Here is a 19,787-nt window from a genome sequence, read left to right as displayed (position 1 = left end):
ATTGCTTGGATGATTGGCGACGGAAGTTTTGGAGCCGGTAAAGCTTGCTCTAGTTTGATCAGGATTTTGACTGAGTATTGCAAGGTCACTACCTAGGTAATTAACTATACTGGATACAGGTATATTGTAGTCGTCCAGGTAATCATTGGACAATAAGATATATTTGTTAAAAATTATGGGGAGTATATTAAAATCCCTCGTAATCAGTAGCTTGGTTTTGCCAACTGAGCCTGCTGTTTTTTTTCAGAGGATATAAATGAAAATCGCCGCGATACAAATGATCTCTACGCCTGTCTTACAAGAGAATCTGCTGACTGCGCAGCGCTTGCTAAAGCAGGCCGCCGATGCAGGTGCCGGATTGATATTGATGCCGGAATACTGGCCCATCATGGGATTACATGAAGCGGATAAATTTAAGATTGCCGAGCATATTGGCAACGCTGAGCAGCCGGGTGTGATTCAACAATTTTTGGCGGATAGCGCACGCAGTCTGGGCGTTTGGATTATCGGTGGTACTTTGCCGTTGGTATCAACAGAGTTGGATAAAGTCTTGAATACGACTTTGGTATATAACCCGCAAGGCGAGCTAGTTAGCCGTTACGACAAAATTCATTTATTTGGTTTTACCAAAGGCACAGAGTCCTACGAAGAATCCCGCACTATTACGGCGGGCGATGATGTGGTGAGTTTTGATGCTGGTTTTGGCAAAGTTGGTTTATCGATTTGCTACGATTTACGCTTTCCAGAACTGTATCGATCCTTGGGAGATTGTGCTTTGATTGTGGTCCCGGCAGCTTTCACTTTCACGACAGGACAAGCGCATTGGGAAATCCTGCTGCGTGCCAGAGCCATAGAAAACCAATGTTATGTGCTGGCCTCGGCGCAAGGTGGGCAGCATGTTAATGGTCGCCGTACTTGGGGGCACAGCATGTTGATCGACCCTTGGGGCAAGATTGTGGATGTACTAGCGGAAGGTGAAGGTGTGGTTGGCGGTGAGTTAGATTGGGCCAATCTGAGCGCCGTCAGGACTAGCTTGCCTGCTTTAAAGCATAGAAAATTGGCCTGCTAATTTCTCTGCTAACTTGTCCGATAATTTGTCCCATCAGTGGATCGATACAAAACCATACTTTGCGCAAATTTATTTATATGCCAGACATGCTCTACAATCTATTCATTCGCCATTCTTATTCTGTAATTGGCACACTTAGAATACTCAAAAACACTGATAGAACACTATGACACCATTTGAACCCAATCTGCGCCACCTGGCGATTGCCCGCGATATTTTATTAACCCCGTTCGGTCTGGATGAATCCAAGCTGGTTAAAGTACTTGGTTCCATGTTTACCCACAAGGTTGACTACGCTGATCTATATTTCCAGTTCACCAAAAGCGAGGGCTGGAGCCTGGAAGAAGGCATCGTCAAAACCGGTAGTTTTTCTATAGATCAGGGCGTGGGCGTACGGGCAATTTCTGGCGATAAAACAGCGTTCTCGTATTCGGACGAGATTTCTGAGCAAGCTTTGCAAGATGCAGTCAACGCAACCCGCACGATTGCACGCCAGGGCGCAGGAAAAATCAAAGTTGCTTCTAGTATGCAAGGTGTCGGTGGCCGTAGTTTGTATTTGCAAAACGATCCGCTTGCGTCATTAGATGCAACTCAAAAAGTCACTTTGCTAGAGCGCTTAGAAAAAATCGCCAGAGCTAAAGATCCGCGTGTGGTGCAGGTAATGGCTAGTTTGTCCGGTGAGTACGACGTCGTGTTAGTCGCGCGTAGCGATGGCGTGATTGCTGCAGATATTCGCCCACTGGTACGGGTTTCCCTGACCGTGATCGTAGAACAAGATGGACGCCGCGAGATGGCGTCCAGCGGTGGCGGCGGTCGTTATGACTACGGTTATTTCTCTGATGTTCTACTTGATCAATATGCGGACGAGGCGGTCAAATCCGCATTGGTGAATCTGGATGCCAGACCAGCGCCTGCTGGTCCTATGACGGTTGTCCTTGCATCTGGCTGGCCTGGTATTTTGCTGCACGAGGCCATTGGTCATGGACTGGAGGGCGACTTCAATCGCAAAGGTTCTAGCACCTTTTCAGGTCGTATCGGAGAGCGCGTTGCGGCAAAAGGCGTGACTGTAGTGGATGACGGTACCATCCAGGATCGACGTGGCTCATTGAATATTGATGATGAGGGTAATCCGACTCAATGCACGACTTTGATTGAAGACGGCATTTTGAAAGGCTATATCCAAGACACCATGAACGCCCGTTTGATGAAAATGCCAGTCACTGGCAACGCCCGTCGTGAATCTTTCGCCCACTTACCAATGCCGCGTATGACTAATACGTACATGCTGGCTGGCGACAAAGATCCCGCTGAGATTTTGGCATCTGTTAAAAATGGTATCTACGCCGTTAATTTTGGTGGCGGACAGGTCGATATCACGAATGGTAAGTTCGTTTTCTCCGCGAGCGAGGCCTACATGATAGAAAACGGCAAAGTCACCTACCCGGTAAAAGGTGCAACCTTGATCGGTAATGGCCCCGATGTTTTAAATCGTGTGTCAATGATTGGTAATGATTTACGTCTGGATTCTGGTATCGGTGTTTGCGGCAAAGAAGGGCAGAGCGTGCCTGTTGGTGTTGGCCAGCCTACTTTACGTATTGATGGTCTTACTGTGGGCGGCACAGCTTGATCTTAACGATGTTGATAGATGAAATTCTAAACTGGTTTAGCCTTGCCCAAAGGTACGGCTCATGATTGTTATCGCTATTGTTTCTGCCAAAGGCGGCGTGGGTAAAACGACGACCACCGCCAACCTGAGTGCGGGTATCGCACAACGCGGCTACCCAAGTCTGGTGATTGATCTCGATCCACAAAATGCTGTGCAATGGCATATGGGTGGGGGAGATCAGTCAGACACTAGCGGAATTAGCACCATTGCTAACCGAGCTACTTCCCGTTTATGGGATGCCGCTTACTCAAGTACTTTTGGGGTTGATTTTGTGCCCTACGGTAGTGCAGGCGAGCAACAGCGCATCGCTTTTGAACAAGTGCTGGAGCAAGATGAGGATTGGCTACTCAACCAGCTATTGCGCGCTAATTTGCCAAAAGACACGTTTGTCTTTTTAGATACACCTCCTGGTCCATCTATCTACTTAACTCAAGCAATAAATGCGGCGGACTTTCTATTAGTCGTATTACTGGCCGATGCTGCCTCGTATGCCACTATTCCAGAGATGGAATCCTTGATGGACTCCCATAACGCCAGATCAACTATGTTCAAACCTTCTGCTTATGTAGTGAATCAAGGTTCAAATAAGCAACTGGCGCAAGATGTGATTGCCCTTTTCTCTGAGCGTCTGGGTGATAGAATGCTACCTTGTGTTATCCCGGAAAGTACACAACTGGAAGAAGCGCTCGCATATGGGTACCCCATCCTTCAATCTGCACCCGATAGTCCTGCAGCACAGGCTATACAAGAGCTCATCACACATTTAATGCATATCCTGAATGAGATGTGGATAAGACAATAAATATTTTTTGTTGTTTTTTTGAATCTGTAACGCTAAATCAAACGTATTAAATCAGGCAGTGATTAGACAACTCCGTCAGTTACTTAAGAGACTTTTCGGATTGGTAATAGCAGTTCTCGATACGTTCCTCATATTGTTGATGAAATAAGTAGCATCAAAAATGCTCGGTCGCCTCAATAAACAATAAATTCATGTAATTAGAACATTGTTTTGTCCCGAAACTGTGTAGGTGTGGCCTGATCGTTGCTTAGCTATGTATGTTCTTGCCCGATACCTCAATCTAAATTGTTAAATATTTCTACAGTAAGTTATAAATGCTTAACATTTACTGTTGCCTATTTACTAGACTGTTCTCTTGGCTAAATGCTACAGTCCACCATGATAAAAATATGTTTTTCCGTCAGAAATGACCGTCTAATTATGTCTGCAAAGGTACGATGTGAGTAACGCGTTCAATAATATTAATTACTACGAGCAGCAGCAATGCTCCAAGCAGTGGAAAGCATTTTTAAACGCTTTTTCTGTGGAGTTCGCGGCTCAGGGTGATGTACATGATTTACGTGCTTTTATGTATAAATTGGGGCTGACGATGGCCGCCAGTTTTAAAGTAGAAGGTGGCGATACTTTGCTAACTCTCGAGGCTAGCATCAATAAAGTCTGGGCTGATCTTGATTGGGGATGGGTGCATTTAAGTGATGAATCTGATTGTTTATTGATAGAACATAACGCCAGCCCACTTAAAGTCGCTTTTGGTGAGCAGGCCTTGGATTGGTCCCCAGCATTATTAGAAGGTATCTACACAACCTGGTTTGAGTCTCTGGGTATTGATAAGTCTTTGCGGTTGTCACAACACGGCACAGTATTGGAAGACGGTCATCTGATTGTTTTTCAATTAAAAAAACAGGTGGAAGAGACTACTTTCTTCACTCGTCGCTGAGTAGATATTGTCTGCAGAACAAAGTTGAGGTCTGAGATTATGGAAAATGATATTAAAAATCTGTTTAAAAAAATTGATGGTAAAACAGATACCTATCAAGAGATACATCGTGATGAATTAAACGAGCAAGCTAAGCAGCGCTGGCCGTTATTGAGAGATGTACGCGCTAACACTGCATTCGCCCATCCTTTGCGGAATGCTCCGGCACTGGCCGGCGTTGGCATCGAAACCCAAGCTAAGCCTGGTCCTACGGTTTTATCAGTCGCTACGTCACCAGTTTTAGCTGACGCTGGAATCAAATCTCGCACCTTGAATAGTCTCCCGGTTCCAGATGAAAGAAAGCCATTTTCAGCTTTCGCATCAAAAGTTGCGGTCGGTGCGGCGCACAATATGGGAACGCCAGATTTGCAGACTTCATCAGCTCCAGAGGTGCCTGTTTTGGGCGTTCCTGTCATTAGCAGCGGAGTAAACAGAGGATTGACTAGTGTAGCTTCGTCTAATCTTCAGTCGAATTTTCACGAAGCACATGCGGTTCCGTTGGTATTGCCGACTAAAAATACAGAATCCTCATTGCATGCATTGTTTGATCGGTTAGCTCAAAAATCTGAGCCCGAAAAATTGCCAGAGTCTCCCGTCAATTCATTTTTTAAAAAAATATTTAAACCATGAGGGTAGTTGCCGTCGTCTCCCCAAAAGGTGGTGTTGGAAAAACCACTGTAACAGCAAACCTTGCTGCGGAGATTGTCGCTTTGGGTGGCAAAGTCACTGTTCTAGATCTTGATCCGCAAAATGCATTACGTTTGCACTACGGCATGCCCTATGACGATGTTAATGGCGTTATTCGTCAAAGTACCTTAGACCAGCCTTGGCAAGATGCCTTGCATTCCAGCCCTTACGGGGTCGATTTTTTACCCTATGGCATTGTGAATGAGCTTGATCGGCGCAGGCTAGAACACCACATCAAAATCAAATCGACCTGGCTGTCGTTGCAGTTACAGTCCTTGAATTTGGCTGATGATCATATCGTGTTAATTGATACTCCTCCGGGTCCTACCGTCTATTTGCAACAGGTATTGCACTGCGCAAATATCGCACTTATTGTTTTAAAGCCTGACGCTGCTTCTTATTCCACGATTCCATCGATCAAATCTTTACTTCATTATTATTGCCGCGACAGGAAAGACTTTTTGGGGACTTGCTACATTGTGAATCAAATGGATGTCACTAAGCAGTTACACCGAGATGTCTATCAAATGCTGAGAAAAAATTTAGGGGATTATTTGGTTCCGGCCAGTATTCATAAAGACGAGGCTGTGTGTGAGGCGCTTGCCTGCCAGTCGCCGGTAGCTTTTTACGCTAAGAATTGTTCCGCTAACCAAGATTTGCAGCAGATTGCTAGCTGGTTGCAAACACATTTTAATTTGATCGCCTGATGCGCTCCATTCTCAACTCTCGATACCTATATGGCCGGCTCAACGAATTGGGCCGTGCGTTGGTGAATTGGCCAGGCTGGGAGCTTAAATCTACTCGTGCTGTTGCATTGGTTTTAGCTGGCATGCTGTATTGGACTAGTATCAGCATTCCGCTTGAGCTTCCTTATCAGGTTTTATTTTCTGTGGTGGTATTTGGGACCGCTACCTATTTACGCCGCTACTCCGGTACCTTGGTATCGCTGGTCATGATTATGTTTTCAGTCAGTGCTACCAGTCGTTATATTTACTGGCGCGTGCACTCTACCATTGATGCTGAAAACATGGTTGATCTGGCATTTGCTCTCGTCTTGGTTTCTGCTGAAATTTATGCTTGGCTGGTATTGTTATTGGGTTACTTGCAAACTGCATGGCCGCTGAAGCGCAAACCAGTGATGATGCCAGCGGATACAAGCACCTGGCCAGTCATTGATCTGTTCATACCTTCGTATAACGAAGATATGAGCGTCGTAAAGCCAACTGTATTGGCGGCCTTGGGTATTGATTGGCCTAAAGATAAGCTCAATATTTATATCCTTGATGATGGACGACGTCCTGAGTTTCAGGTATTTGCTGAATCTGTTGGTGTTAAATGTTTTACGCGAGCTGACAATAAACATGCAAAGGCAGGCAACATTAATGCCGCGCTTGCCAGAACGACTGGTGAGTACGTTGCTATCTTCGACTGTGACCACATGCCCACACGGTCATTTTTACAATATGCGATGGGCTGGTTTTTAGTCGATGAAAAATTGGCGATGGTACAGACACCCCATCATTTTTTATCTCCAGATCCTTTTGAGCGTAATTTAAATACTTTCCGCAATGTACCAAACGAAGGTGAATTATTTTATGGCCTGATACAAGATGGCAATGACCTCTGGAATGCGACTTTCTTTTGTGGCTCTTGTGCTGTTCTACGCCGTTCTTGTCTGATGGAAGTTGGTGGTATTGCGGTTGAGACAGTAACGGAAGACGCGCACACCGCACTTAAGATGCAAAGGTTGGGATACAACACTGCTTACCTCGCATTGCCTCAAGCTGCTGGGTTAGCTACCGAGAGTTTGTCGGCTCACGTTGGACAGCGTATTCGCTGGGCGAGGGGCATGGCGCAGATTTTTCGGACGGATAATCCGTTGCTAGGTAAGGGGCTATCGTTTGGTCAGCGGCTTTGCTACAGCAATGCGATGCTCCATTTTTTTTACGGCCTGCCACGGATGATTTTTCTGTTGGCACCCATTGCGTATTTATTTTTTGAGGTACATCTTATTAAGGCCTCTGCGCTTGCAATTGCGGCTTATTCTTTACCACACTTGTTGCATGCCAATATGACCAACTCGCGTATTCAAGGTGCACATCGACATTCGTTTTGGGCTGAAGTGTACGAGGCTACCTTGGCTTGGTATATCTTCCGTCCGACTTTAGTCGCTTTGATTAATCCAAAATTAGGAACCTTTAACGTTACCGCTAAAGGTGGTTTAGTAGAGCAGGAGCATTTTGACTGGGTTATTTCTAAGCCCTATCTTATTATGCTGGGTTTAAACATACTCGGATTTATCATAGGTATTGGCAGGGCATTGTGGTGGAATTCTTACGAGCTTGACACCGTAATTCTGAACATGTTGTGGACTTTTTATAATCTGATTATCTTAGGTGCTACGTTAGCAGTTGCAACAGAGTCTAAGCAAGTGCGCAGGACGCATAGGGTTAAAGCAAGATTGAGCGCTATATTACGCTTGCCTGGCGGACATTCGGTTGTTTGTGAAACAGAAGATTTTTCGCTTGGAGGTATGTCCTTGCGTTTGCCAGAAGATGTTTCCGTTGGTAAGGATGAAGAGATTTATGTGTCTTTGTATGGCACAACTGGCGAAAATGTTTTTCCTGCAACGGCTGTTTTTGCCAAAAAAGGTTTGCTGAGTGTTCAGTTTAAAAAATTAACTTTAGAGCAGGAAATTAACCTGGTTAGTTGTACCGTCGGCCGTGCAGACGTGTGGCTAAACTGGGCTAAAGAACGTGATTTTGATCATCCTTTAAATGGTCTCAAGGAAATCACGATGCACAGTTATGTTGGTTTTTCCAGATTCGGTTCAAGCATCATTCAGTACTTAGGAAGTAAGACCATGCCCTTTAACAAAAAAATGACAAACTCTACCATGATGAAAATAATAAAGAGCAAGCTGCTACGCAAGCGTGGAACAACCGCAATTGCCTTAATCTGCAGTCTTTTTTTACTTGGTCAGGACAAGGTCGATGCAAAGACCAAGCATGCCAAGTCTGAGGTTGTTAGCGAGTCCTCTAGTGAGGTCGTTATGGCTCAGGCTGAGGCTAGTCCAAAATCAAGCTTGCCGCAGCGAACAATTAACATCAGTTTAAAGCAAATGGGTTCAGCTGCTGATGTTGAGTTGCGAGGTGTAGAGGGCGAGCGTTCGTTTCCTTTTACAGTTCGTAGTGATGAAGTTATCACTGCTGCCAAACTGAAATATGGTCTGGCTTATTCGCCCGCTTTGTTATCTGATTTATCGCATATCAAAGTGTCAGTGAATAATGAATTGATCAATGTTATTGCTTTACCTAAAGAAACTGCCAGCGGCATCGTTCGTGAGAATGTTATAGACCCGCGTGTTTTTGCAGATTTTAATAAGCTAAGTTTTAAACTAATTGGTCATTACACCAGGGAGTGTGAAGATCCGTCTCATTCAAGTTTGTGGGCGAATATTGGAAACACATCCAATCTTGAGCTAACCATTGCTTCTATCCCTTTGCAAAATGATTTGGCCTTATTACCAACGCCCTTTTTTGATAGCCGCGATGCCAAGCTATTAGAGTTGCCTTTTGTTTTTCCATCTGCACCATCTCTAGACGTTTTGCGTAACGCCGGGGTTGTTGCATCCTGGTTCGGTAATTTAGCTTCTTACCGCGGTGCGAAATTCCCAGTTTTTACCTCGCTACCACAAGGTAATGCAGTGGTATTTGCTACCTCTACCGAAGCACCAGCAGGCATTACCTTGCCCGTGATCGCTGGTCCTACCTTGGCGATTATTACTAATCCCGCTAATCCAGGTAAAAAATTCTTATTAGTATTAGGTAGAAATCCAGCCGAACTGAAAATAGCAGCAGAAGCTCTGACACTTGGGCAATTAGCCTTATCCGGTGATAAAGCCTTGATTAAGAATTTCCAAGAAGCTGATCAACGTAAGCCATATGACGCGCCAAACTGGCTTCCAACTAACCGACCAGTAAAACTTGGCGAGTTGGCCGTGCGTAAAGATTTGCAAGCAAATGGCTTATATCCAGATTTAATTCGCGTCAATATGCGAGTTGCACCGGACTTATTCACTTGGCAAAGAGAGGGCGTACCTATAGATCTTCGATATCGGTTTACTCCTCGTCCAACACAAGATAAATCTACTTTGAATATTAGTATCAATGGTGAATTTATTCGGTCGTTGTCACTTTCTGGAGCCCAGGTAGATAAGGGCAAAATCAAGGAATCTGTATTACTGTTGTTTAAAGACGGAAATCGTGTTTCGCAAGAACAAGTGCAGGTTCCAACCTTTCAGATTGGTGCAGAAAATCAACTGCAGTTCCAATTTTTTTATGATTATGTAAAGCAGGGGCCATGTAAAGATGTATACCTGGACAATATCAGTTCTGCGATTGACCCTGACTCCACGATTGATTTTTCTGGTATGCCACATTACACCGCCATGCCTAATCTGGCACATGTCGCGAATGGCGGTTTTCCGTTCACCCGAATGGCAGATTTGTCCGAAACGGCGATTGTTATGCCGGAAAGACCAAGCCTTCAAGAGATGGAAGTATTTCTCGATTTGATGGGTCGTATGGGTGAGTCTACAGGCTACCCTGTTACCAACAACACTTTAGTCCGCGGCACCGATACGGATAAATTAAGTGGTAAAGATATTATTGTGATTGGTACTAATGGCAATGCCCCGCTGCTAAAGCAATGGGCTAAATATATGCCTTTGTCAATTGATGAAAATGGTAACAAGCTACAGCTTCCTTCAGGTTTTTTACGCTTGCTTGCAAATTGGACCGGCCGAGATATAGATGCTATCCAACGCCGCACAGGAGACATGCTTGCTAGCACTGGAGGTGCATTCGGTGCAATGATGCAATTTGAATCGCCAGTTACTAGCGGTCGCAGCGTTTTGGTGTTGACTTCGGGCGATGGAGATAGTCTCTTGGGTTTGACAAAAGCATTATCAAAACCCGATCTTAGAAGTAAATATCAAGGTGATTTGGTGATAGTTAAGGGTGAGAAAATAGAGAGTGTCCAGATTGGTGATACTTACTATGTTGGTAGTTTACCGTTTTGGACGTGGGTCAAATGGTACTTATCTAATCATCCTATGATCTTGATTGCGTTCTTGATGTTGGCGTCATTGATCGTTGCGACAATTCTATTCCGCTTCTTACGTAAAAAAGCTGCCTCTAGATTGACCATTAAAGAAAAGAATTAAAGCTATTAGTAAGTCGGCTACTTAAACTTCTGGTTTAAGTAGTTTTCACATACTTAGTTATGTTTTAGCTGTGTTTTCAAGCCGATTTGAATGCAAATGTTTTATGTAGAAAATACATAAAACATTTGCATTCTTACGAAAGACAAGACCAAACTATTAATTGCACGCAAGCATAATGCTTGCTCTTAATAGGAATTGAATGCCATTTTGAGCATCGGTCAATATAATGACTTTGAGATCAAAGAGCTTGATGAATAGGGGAAATGAATGATTTTTAAGAAAAAAGCGATGGCGCTAGCGCTTTTGATGATACTTGTCGAGAGTGACGTCGCGTTCGCTGATTCCTCCTTAAATCAGAAGTTGATAGAGCAAGCACAATATTGGTCGCAAAGAGGGCGGGATGATAATGCCACTGACGCATGGCGTAAATTACTGAAAATTGATCCTAATAGTGTAGAGGCATTAGGAGCACTAGGCGTTATTGAGGCCCAAAGTGGAAACGCTGAGCTAGCGAAATCCTATTTATCTAAATTAAAACAAGTACCAGGAAGCAGCGCGCAAATTCGTATTTTAGAAGAAGCGGTACGCCGCGGTGCTACTGGTGGTAAAGGGCAACTAGATGATGCCCGACGTTTGGCGCAGCAAGGGGATGCTGAGGCGGCGGTCGAGACCTATAAACTCATGGGAGATCCTAGCAAGCTAAAAGGTGATGCAGCTTTGGAGTATTACCAGACACTAGCTGGTACCTTAGCTGGCTACAACCAGGCCAAGCGTGGCATAGAAAAACTGAGCAAAGAAAATCCAGGTAACAATAAGTATGCTCTAGCTTTAGCGCAGGTACTCACTTATCGTGAACCAACTCGTCGTGAGGGTTTGTCGATGTTAGAAGCGCTGAGCAGTAAGCCAGATGTTGCCAAACAAGCGGATGAGTCTTGGCGTCAGACGTTAAGCTGGATGGGAGCCCGGAATGGCAATACTAAATACTTTCAAGACTACCTCGCAAAACATCCTAACGATAAAACTATACAAGATCGTTTGACTAACTTAAGTCGACCCGAAGTCCACACAACAGCAACGGAGAAGCGCGCTCAGATCAAACCAAAAGTAGTTAGAGAAAATCCACTGGTAAAAATTCAGGCGGCAGGTTTCAAGGCATTAGACGACAACGATATTAAAACGGCGGAAGCTGAATTCCAAAAAATATTGAAGGTTCACCCAAAAGATCCAACCGCCACCGGTGGCATGGGCTTGGTAAAAATGCGTCAAGAAGATTCTATTGCCGCGCGTAAGCTAATAAAGAGTGCTATCGATTTATCTCCAAAACAGTACAAACATCAATGGCAGCAAGCTTACGAGAGTGCATCTTATTGGGCTCTGATTGAAGAATCCAGAACCGCATTTGAGGATAGTGATAGCGCTAAAGGTATTGGTTTTCTGAGAGATGCAATTAAGCTCAATAGCAAAGAGTCTGCAGGATATCTGCAGCTAGGTGACGCGCTTTTGGCTGATAATGAACTAGCGGGTGCAGAAGCAAATTATCGTCATGTATTTGATGGAGATAAAACAGATTTAAAAGCGTTGAGTGGCTTAATTAACGTTCTAACGCTACAAAAACGAATTAAGGATTTAGATGCATTAAGTAGCTATATGTCACCGGCTCAGCTTACCAGCCTGGCAGATATGAAAGCCACGGATTTGATGGAGAAAGCAAAAGTAGCGGAAGCTGCGGGTGATATTGCTGGTGCTCAGTTAGCGTTAGAAGATGCTATTTTGATTGCTCCCGATAATGTCTGGCTACGTCTCGCTTTAGCGCAGCTTTACCTAAAACATGACATGCCAGGACAAGCTCGCTCTTTGCTTGATGCCTTGACCAGTGTTGAGAACCCACAGCCAGACGCTCTTTATGTGAGTGCTTTATTAAGTGCTCAGCAGCAGTTGTGGTGGGAGGGACTGAGCACTTTAGAGAGAGTGCCCGCTAAGTCTCGCAAGCCAGAAATGTTTGCTTTGCAAAAACGTATGTGGGTTTATGTGCAGTTAGATCGCATTAATATATTGCTTAAGCAAGGTGATTTAAGGCAAGGCAAAGAGACGCTGGATCTGGTCGAAGCTGCCGCTGGTAATGAGCCTGAATTTATTGGCGCAGTTGCCAATCTCTATATCAAAAATGGTGATCCAGAGCGTGGTCTCGCATTGATACGTCAAGCCGTAAAGAAGACACCGCAACCGTCAATCGGTTTGCTGCTGCAGTACGCAGATGTGTTGGTACGGACTAATCAGGACGCTGAGTTAGATCCGGTAATAAAACAGATTGCTGCCATACCAAAATTATCAGAGACAGAAACGCTTGCTTTTAAAAATCTACAACGTGTAATTGCCTTACGATCCGCTGAAAAAGCGCGCGAAGCAGGTGATCTAGCTACCGCATACAGCTATATTCAACCTTACTTAATCGCCAATCCAGAGGATAATCTCTTACTTCTCGCTCTTGCCCGAATGTATGCATCTGCGGGAGAAATGGACTCTGCAAAAGAGCTATACACGAGAGTATTGCAAACAGAACCTGACAATGTTGAGGTCCGGCAGGGTCTGGTATATGCCGCATTGGACATCAAAGACTTTCCAAGCGCAGAGAATCACTTATCTGCGCTGATGGCACTCCAGCCAGATAATCCTCGCTTCATTGCCTTGGCGGGACGAGTGGCACGTTCGCAGGGACAGAACGGTAAAGCATTATCGTATTTTAAACAGGCACTAGCACTGGAACAGTCACAAAAAACATTAGCAGGCACAGGTGCGAATGGACTTCGGTTAGTTGAGAAAGTACCCGCTACCAGTATTGATAATTTCGCCATTAATCCATTTACAGAAAAGAAGGAGCGTACTATCGACATGGTAGTGTCACGTCCTGTATTGAGGGAAGTGCCAAGTAACAGTAAATTGATCGGCACTAACCCGATAGGAACTACATCCAGCCCAGTACCAATCCAAACCTCACCTGTATTGGTAAATGTCACGGGCAGCACACCTCAATTGACTCAAGTAATTGCACCTAAACCGGCAGGCAATTTCCCGCCAATCGTGAACAGATCAATCACACCAAATGTAATACAAAATACAAATTCAGGATTAAGTAATACCGATCCCATGGCGCGTACATCAATAAATAAAGCTCCGGTCAGTGCAGAAGAGGCATCCTTAATTAATGAGATTGATGCCTTGAATGCCTTAAATCGCTCACAACTTGCCATTGGCTTTGCTGCCAGAGCGCGCAGTGGTGAGGTTGGATTGTCGCAATTAAAAGACTTGGAAACACCCATAGAGTTGCAGTTAAATTCTCTGGGTAAAGGGCAGCTTGGCTTAAAGATTATCCCTGTGTCATTGGACGCAGGTATTCTGAACTTAAACGATCCTAACGTCGCCGGACAATTCGGAAAAAATATAGAGACTAATGAGCGCGCTAAGTTTGCGAAACAATCCTTCTCAACTACTGCACAAAAAGCAGGATTATCGAATGTCGCAGAATTAGCCGAGAAGTCGAATGGTGTTGCGCTTAGCTTGAGTTATGAATTAAACGGGTTGAAAGTGGACATAGGTTCTAGTCCGGTCGGCTTTCCGATCCGTAATGTGGTCGGTGGTCTGCGCTGGTCTAGTAAAGTCGATGATGTTAGCTTTACTGTCGAAGTCGCGCGTCGCTCGGTGACGGATAGTTACTTGTCATATGCAGGGACTACCGACAGTTTGTATGGACTGACATGGGGTGGTGTGACAAAGACGGGTGTCCATCTCGATACTTCTTATGATGTTGACGATGGCGGTCTGTATGCCAGTGGCGGCTATGCAGCAGTCAATGGGAAAAACGTCGCCTCGAACAGTACCTTTGATCTTGGCGGTGGCGCCTATTGGCACTTCTTGCGTAGTCGCGATATGGTAGCGACTACCGGTTTGAACATGACGTCGTTTTTTTATAAAAAGAATTTACGTTATTTCAGCTACGGACAAGGTGGTTACTTCAGCCCAAAAAATTATGTTGCGCTTGGTGTGCCAATAGACCTGAGCGGACGTAAAGGAAATCTTGCTTATCAGATTGGTGCTTCAATTGGTATTCAACACTTTACTGAAGAAAGTAGTCTCTACTATCCGAACTCAAAAGCAGATCAGTCTGAACTAGAGGCATTTGCTGCCGCTAATCCAACGCTGAATATCGCAACGACCTATCCCGGGCAATCACATAGTGGCATACAGTACAAATTATTAGGCGGATTAGAGTATCAAATTGCACCGCAGTTTTTTGTTGGCGGACGTTTTTCTATAGACAACTCCGGTGACTTTACCGATGGTTCTGGCGCCATTTATTTGCGCTATAACTTTGAGCCACAAAGAAAGCCAATTGCCTTTCCTCCGGTAGCGCCTAAACCTTATTATCTGGGGAATTAAACCGTGATGCATTCAAAATTTATATTATTGATATCGATGCTGATGATAGTGCCGGCAATTGCACTCGCAGATGATCCTCAAAAAGAGGGGCGGGCTTATTTGGCGCAAGGGGACAACAATAACGCAGTGAAAAAATTTGCAGAGGCGGCAAAAAGTAATCCTTTTGATGCCTCTGCATTAAATAATCAGGCCGTCGCCTATGCTGCCCAGGGCGATAATGAAAAAGCATTAACTTTATTAGAGCGCGCAAATAAACTTAGTCCTAATCGCACTGATATCGCGGCTAATTTAAATGAATTGCGTACCTGGATGAGCCGACATACACCCCAGTTACTTGCGCAGAGAAAAGAGCCGATTATGAATGTGTATCCTAATCAGTCGAACGTTCCACCGGAACCACCCGCACTTTGGAAAAAATAAATCATATCGCTGTGTCTTATTGTGGTCTCAAAATGCGCGTACATAATTTCATAATGCAGGCGCTTGCCAAATGCCAGTTTTTAATGCACTATGAGTTTCGCTTTATTTTTCCTAGCCATAAATATTGTTGAAATAATTATAGTCAGTCTTTAGAAATAAATAAAAAGCCACTAATTAAATGAAACTCACACACTTCTTTTTCTTCTTTTATTTTAGCTATTCCCAGCCAAAGGCGGTGGAAAAACGGTAAGCGCACGAAGAAAAAGAGCCAACCAAATTTCTAAAAAACCGCCAGCGATGGCGGTTTTTTTTTGATCATTTCGATGAATCAGTTTTTGAATTTTTATTGAACGTTTGTTGAGTATTTATTGAACACTTATTGAACACTAACAGGGAGCTACACCATGCTACGCACTGACGATCTACGTATACGGGAAATGAAGGAGTTGATCCCACCCTCACACTTGATCCGTGAGTTTGGCTGTTCAGAAAAAGCCGCAGATACCGCTGCCAATGCACGTACTGCCTTGCATCGTATTTTGCATGCACAAGACGATCGCGTCATGGTTGTCATTGGCCCATGCTCGATTCACGACACCAAAGCTGCGATGGAGTATGCGCACAAGCTAGTCAAGGAGCGTGAGCGCTTTGCCGGTGAATTAGAAATTGTGATGCGCGTGTATTTCGAAAAACCACGCACGACAGTCGGCTGGAAAGGTTTGATCAACGATCCGTATATGGATAATAGTTTCCGTATTAATGATGGTTTGCGCATTGCTCGTGAATTACTCTTAAATATTAATGAGCTTGGCTTGCCTGCCGGAACCGAATATCTGGATGTGATTAGCCCGCAATATATTGCTGACTTGATTAGCTGGGGCGCGATTGGCGCACGGACTACGGAGTCACAAATTCATCGTGAATTAGCCTCGGGCTTATCTTGCCCTGTCGGCTTTAAAAACGGTACGGATGGCAATGTGAAGATTGCAGTCGATGCGATTAAAGCTGCCTCGCATCCGCATCATTTTTTGTCAGTCACAAAGGGTGGTCACTCCGCCATAGTGTCCACTAATGGCAATGAAGATTGCCACATCATTTTACGCGGTGGTAAAGCCCCTAATTTTGATGCCGCCAGTGTTGATGCCGCATGCAAAGATATCGCCAGCAATGGCCTGGCATCAAGGCTGATGATCGATGCATCACATGCGAACAGCTCTAAAAATCCAGCGAATCAGATTCCGGTCTGCGCTGATATTGCCAGCCAGATCGCTGCCGGAGACAATCGTATTGTCGGTGTTATGGTGGAATCACATCTGGTTGCAGGACGGCAGGACCTGATACCCGGTAAAGAGTTGGTATATGGCCAGTCCGTAACCGATGGATGCATTGCCTGGGATGACAGCATCAAGGTATTAGAAGGCTTGGCCGAGGCAGTGAAGCAACGTCGTCTTAAACAGCAGGGATAAGAGCAAGCTAAGAAAAAATCCTAAGCTTAGAGATGAAAAAGGCTGATGAGTCAATTACTCTTCAGCCTTTTTCACGTTTCCAAATAAATCTGGGTTTATTCTAAAAGCGTTTGGTCAAAGTCATTTGATCGCCCTCACGCCGCATTTCTACACGGTTTAAAAATGACATGCCGAGCAGAGTAAATGTAAGTCCACCCTCGAGCACGGATGCATCTACCTGCTGTAGTTCCAGGTCGCCAATTTTGACCGAATCTAGTCTGATTTTATAGACTGTCACAATACCATTCGCCGTGCTGGCACGACCTAACTGACCAGCTTTGTAGTTGATACCAAGTCGTACTGCATCTGCCGCCGGAATGGCAATCAGGCTAGCGCCAGTGTCCACTAACATATTTAAGCTACTGCCACCGTTGATCTGGCCTTTAGCGGTGAAATGACCGAGAGAATCTGCCTGCAATACGACGTTATTACTGGTGCTGGCCGCCGCCCTGTGTACATACTGCCCGATCGCTAATACCTGGCGTTTGCCATTGACGTCAACCGTGGCAGTCTCATTATCCGCCGCAATTAATTTGATGCCATTGGTGATGGTACTGCCGACGGAATACGTTTTCGGTTGATTACCTTCTACCACCAGCACGGCTTTACCTGGGAACAAACCAACTACGCCAATTTCCGCTGCCAATGCTGATGATAGTGCGCAGCACAACAGTGGTAAGCAGAGCAAACGCGAGGGAATTTTCATAAGTGGTTTGCAGCTAAAAATTGATCGTAAAAGCAAAGGGGAGCAGCGAGTTTAAAGCAGTTCCTGAAAACTATATTTAAAACTCATTGCTAATAATTAATCGCGGAAGTTATTAAATTCCAGCGGCAAATCTTTAATATCCTTACGCAGCAAGGCCATCGCTTCTTGTAAATCATCACGCTTGGCACCAGTGACCCGTACTGCATCCCCCTGGATTGTCGCTTGTACTTTGAGCTTACTTTCTTTGAGTGCCTTAACAATTTTTTTTGCATCCTCTGTCTCAATGCCATTTTTAACTTTGATGACTTGTTTGACTTTGTCGCCGCCAATTTTATCGATCTTACCCATGTCAAGGAAGCGCACATCGACTTTACGTTTGCCTAAAGTTTGCGTTACTTCAATCATGATTTGTTCAAGATGGAAATCAGAGTCGCCAAAAATAATGATTTCGCGTTCTTTGTCTTTCAGTTCGATTTTGGCGCTAGTGCCTTTAAGGTCGAAGCGGTTAGTGATGACTTTGTTCGATTGCGTCACCGCATTCTTGACTTCTTCCATGTTGGCTTCAGAGACGGTATCAAATGAGGGCATGATGCTTCCTTAGTGAAAAAATTAACGTGCATCATTTTAGCAAATGCAGGCAGGTACGACAGGCCAAAGGCTATAATTCTGCGCTTATGGCAAACAAACTTCCTCTTCAACACGATTATCCGCTGCAAAAGCTCAATACCTTCGGGATTGTAGCTAAGGCCAGGTCTTTTTTGCAACTTCAAACGCGCGAACAATTGCTTAGCTTGCATGCAGATCATACTTTGTCTGCTTTACCACGTCTGATTTTGGGCGGTGGTAGCAATCTCGTACTATCCGATCAGCTTGATGCACTGGTAATACAAATGAGCTTGATGGGAAAGCACAAGTTAGCAGAGGATGCTGAGTATGTGTACTTACAAGCCGAAGCTGGCGAGAACTGGCACGCGTTTGTTCTGTGGACATTGGCAGAAGGTTATGGTGGTTTAGAAAATCTCTCGTTAATTCCAGGTACGGTAGGCGCTGCACCGATTCAGAATATCGGTGCTTATGGTGTAGAAATGCAGGATTATTTTTATAGTCTGAGTGCGTTTGATTTTGTCACTGGTGAGACTGTTGTGCTGGATAAAGAGGCATGTAAATTTGCTTATAGAGATAGCATTTTTAAGCATCAATATAAAGACCGACTGCTGATTCTGGATGTCACGTTTGCGTTACCAAAACAATGGCAAGCACATATCAACTATGCCGACGTAGCGAAGTTTTTAACTGATCAACATATTCATGCGCCGCTAGCCGTGGATATTAGCAACGCCATTATCGCTATTCGCCAAAATAAATTACCTGACCCTGCAGTGATCGGGAATGCAGGTAGTTTTTTTAAAAACCCGATTGTGAGCGCGGATCTGCGTAAGCGCTTATTACAAAGCTACACAGACTTGGTCAGTTACGCGCAGCCGGATGGGCAATTTAAATTAGCTGCGGGTTGGCTGATCGAACAGGCTGGTTGGAAAGGGCGATCACTGGGGCGAGCCGGGGTGTATGAGAAACAAGCTTTGGTATTGGTCAATCGCGGCGGCGCTACAGGGGAGGATGTGCGTCAATTAGCGAAGCAAATTCAACATGATGTCGCGTTAAAATTTGGTGTTGATCTTGAGATTGAGCCCGTGTTTGCCTAGCTGAGTTCATGTGACCTAGGTTCACGATCTGTTCTTACAAATTTCATATGTTACGGACAGTTTGCGCTCTGTCCTTAAAATATACTACTGAGGTGTATTTTTAATCGTCCAGAGAAAGTCTGGACATTAGCATATGTTTCTTCCTATACTCCCCCATTTATTCTATTAATCGTTTACTCAAAGTGACAAACGTAATCCAATGTCTCGATCACTTCAATTGCAAAGCTGGAGTTGCCGGGTACGCTGAATTCTTGTCCGCCCTGATACTCGTTCCACTGATCTTCGCCCGCTAAGCGGATGCGGCATTTGCCAGCGGTGACTTCCATTAATTCTGGTGCGCCTGTGTTAAACACCAGACTGGATGGGAAGATAACGCCTATCGTTTTTTTGCTGCCATCGGCGAATAAAACGGTATGTGAAACGCATCTGCCGTCGAAATAGATATTCGCTTTTTTAACGACACTGACTTGATCGAATTGAGTTGTCATGGCTGTGACCTATAAGTGCTAAGAGTTATTTGAAGATAAATTCAGTGGAAAGCCCTAAAAAAACAGCCCGTATAGAAATCACGAGCTGTTAAATTTGCGGGTTT

Annotated in this window: 14 protein-coding genes; 11 read left to right on the top strand and 3 right to left on the bottom strand. The window is 44.7% G+C overall.

Annotated features, from left to right (window positions below):
* The first annotated feature begins 256 nt into the window (after window positions 1-256).
* The 10 genes from AAKU61_RS05675 to aroG all read left to right on the top strand — a co-directional run bounded on the left by AAKU61_RS05675 (window position 257) and on the right by aroG (window position 16,747).
* Window positions 257-1,069 carry a carbon-nitrogen hydrolase family protein gene (locus AAKU61_RS05675; RefSeq protein ID WP_354330386.1) on the top strand — a complete coding sequence of 271 codons (813 nt, stop codon included), beginning with the start codon at window positions 257-259 and terminating at the stop codon, window positions 1,067-1,069.
* A 166-nt stretch (window positions 1,070-1,235) separates the two neighbouring features.
* Window positions 1,236-2,696 (top strand): metalloprotease TldD, encoded by a 1,461-nt coding sequence (tldD, locus tag AAKU61_RS05670; protein WP_354330384.1) that lies wholly within the window; start codon window positions 1,236-1,238, stop codon window positions 2,694-2,696.
* A 61-nt stretch (window positions 2,697-2,757) separates the two neighbouring features.
* On the top strand, window positions 2,758-3,537 hold the full coding sequence (gene bcsQ / locus AAKU61_RS05665; RefSeq protein ID WP_354330382.1) for a cellulose biosynthesis protein BcsQ: 780 nt from the start codon (window positions 2,758-2,760) through the stop codon (window positions 3,535-3,537).
* A 439-nt stretch (window positions 3,538-3,976) separates the two neighbouring features.
* Window positions 3,977-4,474, top strand: a complete 498-nt coding sequence (gene bcsD, locus AAKU61_RS05660; protein WP_354330380.1) for a cellulose biosynthesis protein BcsD — start codon at window positions 3,977-3,979, stop codon at window positions 4,472-4,474.
* Between the two features lie 39 nt (window positions 4,475-4,513).
* On the top strand, window positions 4,514-5,143 hold the full coding sequence (gene bcsR / locus AAKU61_RS05655; protein ID WP_354330378.1) for a BcsR/BcsP family cellulose biosynthesis protein: 630 nt from the start codon (window positions 4,514-4,516) through the stop codon (window positions 5,141-5,143).
* Window positions 5,140-5,907: a cellulose biosynthesis protein BcsQ gene (gene bcsQ / locus AAKU61_RS05650; protein WP_354330376.1), complete on the top strand. Its 768-nt coding sequence runs from the start codon at window positions 5,140-5,142 to the stop codon at window positions 5,905-5,907. Before bcsR ends, bcsQ (AAKU61_RS05650) begins: the two co-directional genes overlap by 4 nt.
* Entirely contained in the window at window positions 5,907-10,427 is a 4,521-nt protein-coding gene (gene bcsA / locus AAKU61_RS05645) for a UDP-forming cellulose synthase catalytic subunit (protein WP_354330374.1), read from the top strand. The genes bcsQ (AAKU61_RS05650) and bcsA overlap by 1 nt, the downstream gene beginning before the upstream one ends.
* A gap of 267 nt (window positions 10,428-10,694) precedes the next feature.
* Window positions 10,695-14,861, top strand: a complete 4,167-nt coding sequence (locus tag AAKU61_RS05640; RefSeq protein WP_354330372.1) for a cellulose biosynthesis protein BcsC — start codon at window positions 10,695-10,697, stop codon at window positions 14,859-14,861.
* 6 nt (window positions 14,862-14,867) lie between these two features.
* Window positions 14,868-15,281: a tetratricopeptide repeat protein gene (locus AAKU61_RS05635; RefSeq protein ID WP_354330370.1), complete on the top strand. Its 414-nt coding sequence runs from the start codon at window positions 14,868-14,870 to the stop codon at window positions 15,279-15,281.
* Window positions 15,282-15,685: 404 nt separating this feature from the next.
* Window positions 15,686-16,747: a 3-deoxy-7-phosphoheptulonate synthase AroG gene (aroG, locus tag AAKU61_RS05630; RefSeq protein WP_354330368.1), complete on the top strand. Its 1,062-nt coding sequence runs from the start codon at window positions 15,686-15,688 to the stop codon at window positions 16,745-16,747.
* A gap of 100 nt (window positions 16,748-16,847) precedes the next feature.
* Here aroG and AAKU61_RS05625 read toward each other — a convergent pair whose 3' ends face one another.
* Together AAKU61_RS05625 and AAKU61_RS05620 are read right to left on the bottom strand one after the other, a co-directional pair.
* A complete protein-coding gene (locus AAKU61_RS05625) occupies window positions 16,848-17,492 on the bottom strand; it encodes a retropepsin-like aspartic protease family protein (RefSeq protein WP_354330366.1) in 645 nt (214 codons plus the stop codon).
* A 96-nt stretch (window positions 17,493-17,588) separates the two neighbouring features.
* Window positions 17,589-18,080 (bottom strand): YajQ family cyclic di-GMP-binding protein, encoded by a 492-nt coding sequence (locus tag AAKU61_RS05620; protein ID WP_322119497.1) that lies wholly within the window; start codon window positions 18,078-18,080, stop codon window positions 17,589-17,591.
* A gap of 86 nt (window positions 18,081-18,166) precedes the next feature.
* On the opposite strand from AAKU61_RS05620, the gene murB reads away from it, so the two are divergent.
* The gene (gene murB / locus AAKU61_RS05615; RefSeq protein ID WP_354330364.1) at window positions 18,167-19,195 is read left to right on the top strand and encodes a UDP-N-acetylmuramate dehydrogenase; all 1,029 of its coding nucleotides are present in this window, start codon (window positions 18,167-18,169) and stop codon (window positions 19,193-19,195) included.
* A gap of 173 nt (window positions 19,196-19,368) precedes the next feature.
* On the opposite strand, the gene ppnP is transcribed toward murB, so the two are convergent.
* Window positions 19,369-19,683, bottom strand: a complete 315-nt coding sequence (gene ppnP / locus AAKU61_RS05610) for a pyrimidine/purine nucleoside phosphorylase (RefSeq protein ID WP_354330362.1) — start codon at window positions 19,681-19,683, stop codon at window positions 19,369-19,371.
* Between the last annotated feature and the right edge of the window lie 104 nt (window positions 19,684-19,787).

It is taken from the genome of Undibacterium sp. GrIS 1.2 (assembly GCF_040544435.1).
In the GTDB taxonomy this organism is placed as follows: Bacteria; Pseudomonadota; Gammaproteobacteria; order Burkholderiales; family Burkholderiaceae_D; genus Undibacterium.
This window is presented reverse-complemented; position numbering and strand designations above follow the sequence as displayed.